The organism is Lactobacillus fornicalis, assembly GCF_055362665.1.
On sequence record NZ_JBLTIM010000002.1, the window covers coordinates 15,784 to 28,939 of the forward strand.

General features: G+C 33.2%; 15 protein-coding genes. 4 read left to right on the forward strand and 11 right to left on the reverse strand.

The window, feature by feature from the left end; genetic code table 11:
* Position 1 precedes the first annotated feature (1 nt).
* Together ACNDLV_RS00420 and recX are read right to left on the reverse strand one after the other, a co-directional pair.
* Positions 2 to 478: a hypothetical protein gene (locus ACNDLV_RS00420; RefSeq protein WP_006587463.1), complete on the reverse strand. Its 477-nt coding sequence runs from the start codon at positions 476 to 478 to the stop codon at positions 2 to 4.
* A gap of 10 nt (positions 479 to 488) precedes the next feature.
* Entirely contained in the window at positions 489 to 1,304 is an 816-nt protein-coding gene (recX, locus tag ACNDLV_RS00425) for a recombination regulator RecX (protein ID WP_006587464.1), read from the reverse strand.
* 140 nt (positions 1,305 to 1,444) lie between these two features.
* On the opposite strand from recX, the gene rlmD reads away from it, so the two are divergent.
* Positions 1,445 to 2,821, forward strand: a complete 1,377-nt coding sequence (rlmD, locus tag ACNDLV_RS00430) for a 23S rRNA (uracil(1939)-C(5))-methyltransferase RlmD (RefSeq protein ID WP_006587465.1) — start codon at positions 1,445 to 1,447, stop codon at positions 2,819 to 2,821.
* A gap of 413 nt (positions 2,822 to 3,234) precedes the next feature.
* Here the strand turns inward: rlmD and ACNDLV_RS00435 are convergent, their stop codons facing one another.
* The 4 genes from ACNDLV_RS00435 to ACNDLV_RS00450 are packed head-to-tail and all read right to left on the reverse strand — an operon-like array spanning position 3,235 to position 7,767.
* Positions 3,235 to 4,392 carry a hydroxymethylglutaryl-CoA synthase gene (locus ACNDLV_RS00435; protein WP_006587060.1) on the reverse strand — a complete coding sequence of 386 codons (1,158 nt, stop codon included), beginning with the start codon at positions 4,390 to 4,392 and terminating at the stop codon, positions 3,235 to 3,237.
* A 2-nt stretch (positions 4,393 to 4,394) separates the two neighbouring features.
* Complete coding sequence (locus ACNDLV_RS00440) at positions 4,395 to 5,621, reverse strand: hydroxymethylglutaryl-CoA reductase, degradative (RefSeq protein WP_006587061.1); 1,227 nt, start codon at positions 5,619 to 5,621, stop codon at positions 4,395 to 4,397.
* Positions 5,622 to 5,623: 2 nt separating this feature from the next.
* A complete protein-coding gene (locus ACNDLV_RS00445; RefSeq protein ID WP_034535767.1) occupies positions 5,624 to 6,769 on the reverse strand; it encodes a thiolase family protein in 1,146 nt (381 codons plus the stop codon).
* Between the two features lie 41 nt (positions 6,770 to 6,810).
* The gene (locus ACNDLV_RS00450) at positions 6,811 to 7,767 is read right to left on the reverse strand and encodes an alpha/beta hydrolase (protein WP_034530307.1); all 957 of its coding nucleotides are present in this window, start codon (positions 7,765 to 7,767) and stop codon (positions 6,811 to 6,813) included.
* A gap of 168 nt (positions 7,768 to 7,935) precedes the next feature.
* Here ACNDLV_RS00450 and ACNDLV_RS00455 point away from each other — a divergent pair, with 168 nt between their 5' ends.
* The gene (locus ACNDLV_RS00455; protein ID WP_006587064.1) at positions 7,936 to 8,220 is read left to right on the forward strand and encodes a hypothetical protein; all 285 of its coding nucleotides are present in this window, start codon (positions 7,936 to 7,938) and stop codon (positions 8,218 to 8,220) included.
* 36 nt (positions 8,221 to 8,256) lie between these two features.
* Here ACNDLV_RS00455 and galU read toward each other — a convergent pair whose 3' ends face one another.
* The 3 genes from galU to map all read right to left on the reverse strand — a co-directional run bounded on the left by galU (position 8,257) and on the right by map (position 10,907).
* Positions 8,257 to 9,159: a UTP--glucose-1-phosphate uridylyltransferase GalU gene (galU, locus tag ACNDLV_RS00460; protein ID WP_006587065.1), complete on the reverse strand. Its 903-nt coding sequence runs from the start codon at positions 9,157 to 9,159 to the stop codon at positions 8,257 to 8,259.
* 67 nt (positions 9,160 to 9,226) lie between these two features.
* Complete coding sequence (locus tag ACNDLV_RS00465) at positions 9,227 to 10,087, reverse strand: YihY/virulence factor BrkB family protein (protein ID WP_006587066.1); 861 nt, start codon at positions 10,085 to 10,087, stop codon at positions 9,227 to 9,229.
* Positions 10,080 to 10,907 carry a type I methionyl aminopeptidase gene (gene map, locus ACNDLV_RS00470; protein WP_048588203.1) on the reverse strand — a complete coding sequence of 276 codons (828 nt, stop codon included), beginning with the start codon at positions 10,905 to 10,907 and terminating at the stop codon, positions 10,080 to 10,082. The genes ACNDLV_RS00465 and map overlap by 8 nt, the downstream gene beginning before the upstream one ends.
* Positions 10,908 to 11,114: 207 nt before the next feature.
* Here map and ACNDLV_RS00475 point away from each other — a divergent pair, with 207 nt between their 5' ends.
* Together ACNDLV_RS00475 and ACNDLV_RS00480 are read left to right on the forward strand one after the other, a co-directional pair.
* Entirely contained in the window at positions 11,115 to 11,561 is a 447-nt protein-coding gene (locus ACNDLV_RS00475) for a flavodoxin (RefSeq protein WP_006587068.1), read from the forward strand.
* Positions 11,554 to 12,057, forward strand: coding sequence for a GtrA family protein (locus tag ACNDLV_RS00480; protein ID WP_022091258.1), 504 nt, complete (start codon positions 11,554 to 11,556; stop codon positions 12,055 to 12,057). Before ACNDLV_RS00475 ends, ACNDLV_RS00480 begins: the two co-directional genes overlap by 8 nt.
* Before the next feature lie 29 nt (positions 12,058 to 12,086).
* On the opposite strand, the gene ACNDLV_RS00485 is transcribed toward ACNDLV_RS00480, so the two are convergent.
* Together ACNDLV_RS00485 and ACNDLV_RS00490 are read right to left on the reverse strand one after the other, a co-directional pair.
* Positions 12,087 to 12,521 carry a GNAT family N-acetyltransferase gene (locus ACNDLV_RS00485; protein ID WP_006587070.1) on the reverse strand — a complete coding sequence of 145 codons (435 nt, stop codon included), beginning with the start codon at positions 12,519 to 12,521 and terminating at the stop codon, positions 12,087 to 12,089.
* Between the two features lie 2 nt (positions 12,522 to 12,523).
* On the reverse strand, positions 12,524 to 12,964 hold the full coding sequence (locus ACNDLV_RS00490) for a MarR family winged helix-turn-helix transcriptional regulator (RefSeq protein WP_006587071.1): 441 nt from the start codon (positions 12,962 to 12,964) through the stop codon (positions 12,524 to 12,526).
* Positions 12,965 to 13,156 lie beyond the last annotated feature (192 nt).

Consider the following 13,156-nt stretch of genomic DNA (forward strand, 5'->3'; position numbering starts at 1 on the left):
TTTATTCACTGACCTTCAAGTAAAGCACTTGGGTCAGTTTTTTTGTATCTAAATCAACTTTTTGTAAAACATATGGAAGTGGTGAATCGCCTAAGTTTTCATACACCTTAATTCCTTCAGCAGTAACATCTTTTAAGAAACTAGGAATTGAGCTATTCAAAGGTGTTGAAAGATTGGCTAAATCACCATTTCTTTCTTTAACAGCCACTTCACTTTTTGGTAAGTTCATCTTGAGCATCCCATGACTTTTGGTAAGTTCATGGTCACTAACAGCTCCATACCAATACATAAAGCTATCTGGATTAAACACAACTAAACTTGCTCGATTATTTTCTAAATTATTTTCTTTCAAAAAATTAGCAAATTCTTCATCGTTTTCCATCATCATATTTTGTTCAGAAAAACTACGATTTTGGTCAATTAAACTAGCTGGAAATGGTCGTCCATAAAAAAATAATTCATCAATTGTTGTTTTCATAAAACTTCTCCTAATATTCATCTAATTCTGAAAGAGAAATAACTTCTCCTGCCAAAAAACGGTCAATATCATTATTTGAAAAGCCGTGACTATATAAATACGTTCTTATTTTATACTTTCTTTGGCTTTCATCAAGTCTTTTAAAACGTTTATAAGCTTTTATACCTTGTTTTTTCAAAGCCTCATCTTCTTGCGTTTCTTCATTAACTAAATCTAAATCATCAATTATAACTTGCACTAAATCAGTTCTAAAACCATGTTGCAATAACTTGAACGTCATTTTTTTCTTAACTTCGTTAAAGGCTATTTTTCCAAGTTGATTTTTTAAAGATTTAATCAATCTTTTTCCCACTTCTATCCAGTCCTCAGATGAAACTTCTGCTAATGCATCTTCAATATTGTTATCTGGGACTTTTTTTAAGCGCAATTTTTGAGCAACAGAAGCTGGTCCATCTTGTCCAACTGCCAAATCATTTTTTATAAATAGTCGAGCATACTCGAAATCATTTAAATAGCCCAAGTTAATAAATTCGTTAATTGCACTGTCAATTGCTTCAGGGCTTAATTCATGCTTAACCAAATATTGTCTTACTTCATCAACTGTTCTAATTTGATAACTTAAATACCGAGCAGCTAGTTCACTAGCTTTGGCATCTGTATCAAATTGTTTAATTTGTTCAATTTGCTTATCGGTCAGCTCACTGCCTTTAAATAATCGAAATTCTGTCAGTGTGCGCTCACTTGCTGAAAAAGCATATTTATCATCAAGAAAAATATTATATCGTCCGCTTCTTTTTTGTGCGGAAACTTTTGTAATTTTTGACATCATATTTCCTTTCACTAGTTTAATTCCATGCTATCAAAAAAAGTAACCTTCAACACTACTTTTTTTCTTGCACGTGTAGTTTTTTGCACTTAATATAATCTAAGACAGTAAAATTAGATTTTTGTAGAAAGAATTATGAAATGGTATATCAAAAGAAAGATTTAAAAAAAGACATTATTATTACCATTAAGCGCTTAGGTATTAATGGTGAAGGTATTGGCTATTATAAAAAAAAGATTATTTTTATTCCTGGTGCTTTACCAGATGAAGTAGTCGTAGCCAAAATAATTAAAACACATCCTGGCTACATCGAAGGTGAATTAGTTCGAATTAAAGAAAAAAGTCCTAATCGGGTGGCTTTCCCTGATAAAGTTGATCCAGAAATTGGTGGTCTAGAACTAGCTCATTTAAGTTATGACAAGCAACTTGAATTCAAGAAAGATATTGTCTTAGAATCTCTTAGAAAATATCATCCTCGTGGCTATCAAAAATACAAAGTTAAAAATACTATCCCAGCTAAAGAAAATTGGCATTATCGTGCTAAAGCACAATACCAACTCGAATTTAGTAAAGGGAAAACCAAATTGGGCATGTATACACCAAATTCCCGTCGTTTAATTGACCTACCGGAAATGCCTACCCAATCTAAAAATACCCAAAAAACAGAACGTTTAATCAAAAAATTAATCGACAAATATCATCTACCTGTTGCCAATTGGCGCAAGCATTTTGATGGAATTAAAACAATAGTAGTTCGTGAAGCTGTTTCTACTGGAGAAATGCAGGTTACTTTTATTACTATTGGGAAAAAGATTAATGGTTTGAAAAAACTAGCTCAAGAAGTTATGAAGCTTGATAACGTAGTTTCTGTCTTTCAAAATGAAACTGATTGGAATAATCCGCAAGTTTGGGGAAATAAGACGGTTAAACTAGCTGGAAAGAATCAAATTATAGAACATATTCTCGATAAAAAATTTGCTTTATCTCCAAGAGCATTTTTCCAACTTAATCCAGAACAAACAGAAATTCTTTACAGCGAAGCTATTAAACTGCTTAACTTAACTCCTGATCAAGTTTTAATTGATGCTTACAGTGGCGTTGGGACAATTGGTATCATTGCCAGTGACTATGTTAAGCAAGTTATTGGTATTGAAAGCATCCCTGAAGCAGTTGAAGATGCAATGCACAATGTTAAATTAAACCATGTCCGCAATACTGAATATCTACAAGGTAGCGTTGAAAAAATCTTGCCACAACTAAAAAACAGTGGGGTTCCAATCGATGCTTTAATTGTCGATCCACCAAGAACAGGGTTAGCTAAATCCTTAATTAAGACCATTATGCAAGTTAAACCTGAGAGCTTTGTTTATATTTCATGTAATCCATCTACTTTAGCTCAAGATTTAGTAATGTTAAGTGAAGTATATGATGTTCGCGTAATTGAAAATGTCGATATGCTACCACAAACTGCTCGTTGCGAAGCAATCGCTAAATTAGTTTTACGTAAAGAAAATTAGTTTTAGAAAAAAAGACTAGTAATGTAAAATAACATTACTAGTCTTCTTTTTTGCATTAAAAAACAGGCTACCCTTTTACTCTTCCTGGTAAGTAGCCTGTTCATCAAATGGATGAGGTAGTATTTCCTCTAGTCACAATCATCAACATGTTTATCAATATATTGGCTGACGCGACCATAATAACATCACTTGTTCGAGTTTTTGCGAAAAGAACGCAACCTATTTTTAATAATCAAATGGAAAACATACGCGCAGCCAAATCATAAGTCTATTAACTATAACGGCTGACACCTCTTTTTCAGAGAATCTTCATTCAACTAACAATACAATTCTGGAGATAAAAACCTAAATTTTGTTACTTTCTACCTCTTCCACACTTCTAATATATCATTTTGTGTAACCGCTTGCAAGTATTATTTCTTAGAATATTGACGAATATTTTCATTTGTTCCAGCAAAATACCAACCATTTGCATCAGAATTTATTTCTTCACTAGCAGCCAAGTCTTTCAAACTATCATTAAATATTTCTTCATATTCTGAAACCGTTAATTTTTTACGATTTTCTAGCAGTTCTTTATGCTTTGCAGGATATAATTGTTTTTCGTATCCTTCTACTAAACGACCAGTAAAGAATTCTGCCATTGCACCTGAACCATATGAAAATAGTCCAATTAAACTCCCTGCCTTTGGTTGATCTACTTCTAATAAACTAAGTAAAGACATGTAAAGTGAAGCTGTATAAATATTACCAACTTCTTTACTATAAGTTGCACTTGCTACAAATTTATCAAGCAGTCTAGCACATGTTTCAGGTTCTTGACCTTCAATAGCTAATTTAAGAGCTTTTTGTCCCATTTTAGTAAATGGCAAGTGGAACAATAATGCTTCAAAGTCACTCGTCTTCAAGTTTTGCTTTTGAGTATAATCTTCAAAACAATTCTTGAAGAAATCAAGATAAACATTAGTTGAGTATTTACCATCAACTAAAGCACATTTGAAATTGTTAGGGCGCCAAAAATCATCAATATCATCAGAATACATACTAGTTTCACTATCAATTTCTAAGATACTTGGGTCTTTTTTAATAAGTAAACTAATACTACCAGCACCTTGCGTAACTTCACCAGGTGTTGCTACGCCATAACGCGCAATATCACTACCAATAACAATTGCGGTCTTATCTTCATGTGCTCTAACATAATCAATTGCTGTCAAAATAGCTGCTGTTAAGCCAAAGCAAGCTTCTTTCAATTCAAAAGTTCTAATATTTTTGGGTAAATTCAAAGCCTTTTTGACAAATAATGAAGCAGACTTAGATTGATCGACACTTGATTCCGTACCAAATACTAGCAATCCTAACTTTTCAAGATCAATTTCATCAATATATTCACTAGTTGCATTGATTGCCATTGATACAGCATCTTGACTTTTATCTGCAACCGCCATTTTATTTTGGCCAATTCCAATTAAAAACTTGCCAGGATCTACATTTCTTGCTTCAGCTAAATCCACCATATCGACAAATTTATTTGGTGTATAAAAACCTATTTTATCAATACCGACTTTCATTCTTAACTATTTTCCTCTCTAATCTTTTGTAAAAAATTCTTTGCATCAGTTTCACCATAGCGTTTTTGCTCTTGCATCAACTGCTTTACTGCTTTTTTTTCATTATCAGTAGCAGATAAATTTTTCAAAACATTGCGAATTTGCAAATTCATATGGCCCTTTTGAATACCAACAGTTGAAATAGCAAGTAATGCTGCCAGATTATTCGCTAATCCAACAGTTGCAATAAGTTCAGCTAGTTCACTGACGCTAACTTGCCCCAAAATATTATATGCTACTTGTACATCACTACGTGACTTAATGGAGCCCCCAACCACGCCAATAGCAAGAGGCAAGCTTATCTCACCAACTAGCTTACCATCTTCAATCTGCCAGCTGCTCAAGCTTTGATATGTACCTGATAGACTGGCTGCCTGATGACAAGCCGCCTCTACTGCTCGAAAATCATTTCCTGTTGCAAGTAAAATTGCATCTACACCATTCATAATTCCCTTATTGTTAGTAACAGCACGATAAGAATCTTGCTTACCAATTTTGCTAAGTAAGGCAACTTTTTGAGCAATTTCTTCTCCAATTTTTTTATCTTGGGTTTTAGTTAAGCTTGCAAAAGCTAAAGATACTTTAGCGTGAGTAAATTGACTAGGATAATTAGATAAAATTGCATATAATTTTTCAACAGCAAATTCTTGACTAATTTTTTGTCCCAAAAATTCTAGGATTGCATTAGTTCGATTAGCCCCCATGCTTTCAGCAGGATCAACCAGAACTCGTAAAAAAAGCAAATTATCTTTTAATTCAGAGACAATTTTTTTGACACCGCCACCATGCTTAACCAAAGAAGCAAATTCTTGGTTGGCAGCATTTAAATAACTAAGCTCTTTACTTTTAAAGCTTGCTAATGAGAATTTCTCTACTTTGAAAACTAATTGTCCCCAAATTCCTGTCCGCTCACTTTTGGCAATAGCACCACCATTTTGATTAAAGATATTTAACCCATGGTTGGCTGCTGCAACAACTGACGCTTCTTCAGTTGCCATTGGAATTTGAAAGCTTTTGCCATTAACAACTGCTACTTGCAGAATTGATAATGGTAAGGTCAACTTACCTATTACATTTTCACTAAGTGTATCTAATTCTGCTAACAAGTCATAATCAACTTTATTAAGCTTAATTCCTTTCTGAAGTAAGCTTTCTCGTCGCTCACTTGCAGACAACTGATAAAATTTCACCTTTATTTCACCCGCTCGATTTCAAAAGCAATTGCTAACCCGCCACCAATGCACAAACTAGCAATTCCTCTTTCTTTATTTTCACTAATTAAAGAATGAGCTAAAGTACCTAAAATTCTCGCACCACTTGCTCCTAAAGGATGCCCTAAAGCCAAAGCACCACCATGGATATTAACCTTGTTATGATCTAAATGCAATTCTTTTTCAACAGCTAAACTAGTAGCTGCAAAAGCCTCATTAATTTCAAATAAATCAATATCAGCAAGTTTTTGTCCAGTTTCTTGGAGTAATTTTTCAATGGCTACTTTTGGACCAAAGCCCATTATTTGTGGATCAAGTCCTACTTCTGCATAGGCACTTAACTTAGCAAGAGGTTTAAGGTTTAATTCCTTAACTTTATCCTCAGTAGCTAAAATTAACATACTTGCACCATCAGATAATGAAGATGAATTACCTGCTGTTGCAACACCATCTGCTTTAAAAACGGTTTTTAAACTAGCTAATTTTTCAACACTAGAGTCAGGACGTACATTTTCGTCATAGCTTAAATCAACTACTGGGCTAATTTCTTGGTCAAAGAAGCCGTGCTCTTGAGCTATAGCTGCTTTTTTATGTGAATCTACACTAAACTCATCAGCTTGTTGACGACTAATACCATATTTAATAGCTACATTCTCACAAGTATTACCCATTAACTTATTACTAAAAGCATCAGTTAATCCATCATAAAGCATACTATCAATAAAGTGGGGATTATCTTTTTCAGACTTTTTAGCTAAGAGTGGAGCATTGGTCATACTTTCACTACCACCAACCGCTACTAATTTTAAATCACCAATGAGCATTTGCGCTTGAGCTAACCGAACTGCTTTAAGTGATGAACCACAAACTTCATTAATCGTTGTGGCAACACTTTCATTTTTCATACCACTATTAATAGCAACTTGGCGAGCCATGTTTTGTCCAAGTCCTGCACTTAAGACATTTCCCATAAACAAGGCATCTAACTCATTAGAACGCAAATTAGCAGCCATTAAGGCGTCTTTAAGGGCAAATGTCCCTAATTCTACGGCATTAAAAGCTGCTAATTGTCCACGGTAGCGGCCAAAAGGTGTTCTTTTAGCCGCTACAATATAAATGTTTTGCATCAAATTTCCTCTCATTTCTCCAAAATCTGATGCTAATTTTACTATTTGATGTACTTATTTAAAAATGCTTTGATTTTAGCTTTATATTCTTGCGGATGTGTTGCAAATGACTTAGCATGACTGGCCCCTGGAACTACCCATAGCTGCTTAGGGCCGTTGCTTGCTCGATAATTTTTATAAACCATTTCAGTTGGTACAAAATTATCTTTAGCTCCATGAATAAACATCATTGGCTTAGTATTTTTCTTGAGCATCTTGATACTATCTGCATCCCCCAAGAAATAACCTGCTCTTAAACGAGTTATTCCACTCAACACTTCTACTAATGGGAAACGTGGAAAGGTTGGCATATTATACAAAGCTTGAGCTTCATGCTCTATCTCATTCTTAGCATTAGTATATCCGCAATCTTCAATAAAAGCCTTAACCTGACTAGGCAACTTCAAACCACTAGTCATCATCGTTGTAGCTCCACCCATTGAAACCCCAAAGATTACAATGTCCTGCTTCGGATTATCTTTAAGTAATTTTTGAGTCCACTTTTTCACATCATCTTTTTCCATCCAACCATATCCAACATAATTCCCTTGACTTTGACCATGTCCACGTGCATCTGGCAACAAGACATTGTAGCCCAATGAATGAAATAATGCGGCATATTCACCCATTCCATCTTTGTTATTCATATAGCCATGCAAAATGATTACAGTTTTTTGGGAATTGCCATTTTTGATATAATTAGCATCGAGTCGCAACTTATTATCACTACTCATCATATAAAGATGCTTCTTAGTAGCTTTTTTATACCAAAGTTTTTCCTGATACAAAGGATCTGACTTAGTCAGAGGTTTACTACTGCTTAAAAATGTTTTGTGTCCTGGAACTACTGCTACATTATAAAAGTACATTCCTGCTCCTAAAAAAGCTAAAACTATAAAAGCAAAAATGCCACCAAGCCATTTTAATCGCTTAGACTTCTTCGCGTTCTTTTCCATCATGTGCTCCACCGTCTTTCATATACTATTCAAAATAAGCTTTTAACAGTATATCACTAAAGAGAACAGATAGGAAATATCAAAAAGTAAAATTAGCTCTTCTTTACGATATTATCCCAAATATAGGCATATAAAAAGTAATAAATATTTAATTAAAGAGAAAGTTAATAAATGAGATTAATTGATTTTTTACAAGTAAGCAAAGATTTAACTGGTCAGACCCAATTTTATTTAAAACAAGAAAGCCAACTTTTGCCATTAACAAAATTAAGTCTAACCAGTACTCATTGTTTTCTTTATTCAGGAACTACACCATTAACTAAAGATAAGATTTTTAATATAATAGCTCGAACAAAAAATAAACAAATCGAGCTTAAAATTATCATTAATAATCATGAATTTCCAGTCTATGGTTTACAGATTATCGTGGACAAAAAAATAGCCATTTTAATGTAAAAAAAGAAGACCATAAGGTCTTCTTTTTAGTAACTATTACTTCTTGTTAGGTTTCTTTTCAGCTTCAAGTTTTTTAGCTAAGTCCAAAATATATGCTCTTAAAGCATCCTTAGTTTCTGGATGAGTCAAACCATATTCAATTGAAGTTTCAAGGTATCCTTCCTTGTTACCAACGTCATGACGTTCACCATTAAATACGTGAGCAAAAACGCGTTGCGTCTTATTCATAGTGTCAATTGCATCAGTTAATTGAATTTCACCGCCAGCACCTGGTTTTTGCTTACCTAAAATATCAAAAATCTCAGGAGTTAACAAGTAACGACCAATAATAGCCAAGTTACTTGGTGCCTTATCAACAGCAGGCTTTTCAACAAATGACTTTACATTGTAAAGGCCATTAGTTATTTCACCATCTGGTGCAATAATTCCGTATTTTGAAACATCTTCATGTGGAACACGCTTTACAGCAATTGTTGAAGCGTGGGTTTCATTATAACGATTAATCAATTGTTGAGTTAAAGGAACCTTATCACTCATTAAATCATCGCCAAGTAAAACAACAAATGGTTCACCAGCTACAAAGCTCTTGGCACGGTAAATAGCATCTCCCAGACCAGCTGGATGTGGTTGACGAGTGTAGTACAAATTAACCCCTAAGTTAGTAATGCTTTGAGTTAATTCTAAGAGTTTTTCTTTATGCTTTTCTTCAAGATTGGCTTCAAGTTCAGGATTTGAGTCAAAGTGATCCTCAATTGGACGCTTACTCTTACCAGTAACGATTAAAATATCTTCAATTCCTGATGCCTTAGCTTCTTCAACAATAAATTGAATAGTTGGTTTATCAAGAATTGGTAACATTTCTTTCGGCATAGCCTTAGTAGCAGGCAAAAATCTAGTACCCAAACCTGCTGCGGGAATAACTGCTTTTCTAACTTTCATTTATTCACACTTTCCTATTTTTTATTTCCGTTATAAAACATAGTATATCAAAATTATGCGCTTTCAACTATCGGATTTTAGCATCTCCATGCTTTAATTCATCAATTGTCGCATTAACACATACGCCAAGCAAAAATAACAGTGAACTTAGGTTCAACCATAACATAAAAATAATAAAAGTACCAACAATACCATAGTTTTCAAAAGAAAGCTTAAAATGGCTTAAATATAAACCAAAAAGATATGATAAACCGGACCAACCAACTAAGTTAATAAAAACACCTGGCCAAATTGCGCGCTTACGTTTTTTTACATTCGGCAAAGCAAAATTAAAATAAGCTATTACTACTAGCATTACTGCAAGTAATACTAACCATTTATATGTAAAAATACTCTCTATCCCTAGATAATTAATCCCTAAAAAGGCCTTTACACTATCTAAAATTTCTTGACCAAAAGTCAAAGCAATCGTCAAAACAGTCAGTAAAATAATCATCAAACCAGTAATTAAAACAACCACACCACGTTCTAATAACTTTCTACCAAATGAAAAACGCAATTCTTGTTGTCTAACTCCATAGATTCGATTCATACTAATCCTCATTGCATTAGTTAGCGACGAAAACGACCACAAAGCAATCAAAATCCCGAAAGAAATATATCCAGTTGATTGTTTTTGTAATACTGATTTCACAATCGGCATAATAAAGTCTGCCACTTTCGTTGGCAGACCATAAATCAAGTATTCTTCAACCACTTCTGGCTTTAAATGGAATAGTGGCATAATGTTTCCAGCAATAATTATTATTGGAAACATACTAAATAACAAATAATATGCTATAACAATTGAGCCTTGATTAATCTCACCGCGCGACATTCTTTTAGAAAAGATTTTAAAGAATTGCCGCCAATCAATTTTTTTAATCATCTAATTCATCAAAATGTGGCAAATACTTTTCTAAACCATCATAAGGCTTTTGCAAAGTTAAAATCTTAGGACCATCTTTAGTAATAGCAAAGGTATGTTCAAATTGAGCAGCTTTTGAACCATCTGGAGTTACATAGTAAACCCAATCATCGTTTGGATCATCAACTGTCTTTTGCATAATTCTCCAGTCACCACCAGCTTCAAGCATTGGTTCAACTGTAATAGTCATACCTTCCTTTAAGCGCAATCCGTGACCTGCTTTACCCCAGTGTGGTACTTCTGGATCTTCGTGAATAGTTGGTTGAATACCATGTCCAATTAATTCACGTACATCGCCAAAACCATTTTCATCTTCAACATAATGTTGAATTGCGGCACCAATATCACCAATTCTATTACCCACTTGGGCTTGATCAATTCCTAAATACATTGCCTTCTTAGTTACATCAAGAAGTCGTTGATCTTCTTCAGAAATTTTACCTACTGGATAAGTAGTACATGAATCAGTTTCATAACCATCTAAATTACAAGTTACATCAACACTAACTAAATCGCCTTCTTGTAAAATAAGATTTTTTCTAGGAATTGCGTGGGCAATTTCATCATTAACTGAAATACAAGTACCATACTTATAACCCTCAAAACCTTGTTCTGATAAGCGACCGCCACGTTCTTTCATAAATTTTTGGGCAAATTCTTCAATATCCCAAGTTGAAATTCCGGGTTTAATCACATCTCTTAAAGCTTCAAACAAAGAAGCAAGTAAACGACCTGATTTTTGCATACCCTTGAGTTCACGACTTGATTTTAAAGTAATCAAATTTTTTTCTCCTTCAATAAAAAGTTTAATACAGCTACTATTATAGCCTTATTTTTACTTTAACAAAAACTATTCTCTAATACTTTTTATTCTAAAAATAAATCTTTTTCTAAATTAAGTTTACATTTGCATTCTACTATTAAATCTTTAGTTATAATGTGCTAAAATTTAACAGTTAATAATAACGATTTAGAAAAGGAATAAAATATGCAAGTAAAAATTGTCTATGCCAGCATGACTGGAAATGACGAAGATATGGCCGAAATTTTAGAAGAAGATCTTCAAGATGCTGGTTTTGATGTTGACTCTAGTGATGTTTCTTTTACCGATGCGAGTGATTATTTAAATGCAGATATCTGTGTTTTTGTTACCTATACATACGGTGAAGGCAAAATGACTGATGAACTTGAAGACTTTTACGATCAGTTAAAAAATCTCGACTTATCAGGTAAAAAGTTCTTAGTAATGGGTAGTGGCGATAAAACATACAAGGACCACTACTGTGAAAATGTTTTTGACTTTGAAAAAGTATTTTTAGCTTGTGGTGCTGAAGAAGTAATTAAACCATTAACAGTTGAAAATGCCCCTGATGATGATGATATTGCTAAAATTGATGAAATTGCCGATGAATTAGCTGAAAAATTCAATGGTTAAATCTGATCGTACCCTACTACGTGAGCAGGGGCGCAAACTATTAAGGCGTCATAGAAACTTATACGTTTATATGTTTTTTGGTTTCGTTGCTGCCTTAATTAACACAATCGTTTTTGTCGTTTTACACAATAACTTTAAAGTAGTTTTAGTACTTGCTAATACTCTAGCATTTATCATTTCTAACTTAGCCTCATTTTTCTTCAATCACTATGCTGTTTTTACTCATCATGTTGATAAAAGTAAATCAATCTGGCACAAATTAATAGCTTTTTTCACTTTTAGAATAATTAGTATCATACCCGATACATTAATTATGTTAGTAGGCCTAAGTGTACTTCGCTGGAATACAGTGCTTGTTAAGCTAATTGATCAATTGCTAGTGGGAATCTTTAATTATTTAACTACTAAAGCTGTCTTTCAAAAAAACGACCATTTTATTAGAGAACGAATTCGGCAATATGTAATCGAATCAAAGCAAAAAAATAAGGACCATTAAAGGTCCTTTTTATTTTACAATATATCAACTTATAACCTTTCATGAACCATTTTAATATGAGGTGTTGATTCAAAAATAAAAGGTGTTCCAATAGTCTTAAAGCCTATTTTTTTATAAAAATCTTTTACCTGTTCTTGAGCTTCAATTTCAATTTCTTTTCCTGGGAAGTAGTCTTTTATGGTAGCCATGATTTTCTTTAATAACTTCATCCCATATCCATGCCCACGAACTACTTCACTAGTAACCACTCTCCCAAAAGAAACATATTTTTCATTTAAAAAGATACGAGCATAAGCTATTATTTTATCATTTTTGATTGCAAAAATATGCAAAGCAGAAAGATCTGTTTTATCAATTTCATGATAAATTCGTTTTTGTTCAACCACAAACGTAGAAATCCGTAAATCTAAGATTTGCCAAATTTCTTTAGGAGTTAATTCATTCCACTTCTTTACGTACCACATAACTATTTTTCCTTTCTTTCAAATAATAATTGATTCACACGTTCAATACTCTCAAAAAGTTCTATTTGTTGACTGTCTGATAAATCTTCAATTAAGTTATTTATTTGATCATTCGAACGCATATCAATTGATTTATATGCTTCAAGTCCCTTGGCTGTTAAAACTAATTTAATCGAACGTCGATCTTGTGAATCAGGAATTTTTTCAATTAACATTTTCTTTTCCAATTGGCTAATTATTCGACTAGTATAACCTTTATCAACCTGTAGTTTATGGACGATTTGAATTGGTGTTATATCATCTTCTTCAGCAATTTCCTCAAGAATTCTACCTTCAGGCCAAGATAAATCTGTTTTAAAAATCTTCTTATTAAGCACTCCAAGAGCTATTACATATTGTCGATTAAATTTTCGAATTATATTAATTTCTTTATGGTTAAGCATTAGTTATCTCCTGTAAATAGTTGCCTTTGTCAATTATCTTATGGCAATACAGTTGCCTTTGTCAACCTGTTTTTTTGCAAACTAAAAAGGCTCAATTCCGATAAAATATCAGAACCAAGCCTTAAAAATAAATATTGTCAGAAATTAAAGTCCAGTTTTAAAGTTATTACTCTACGCGTGGTGCTAGTTAAA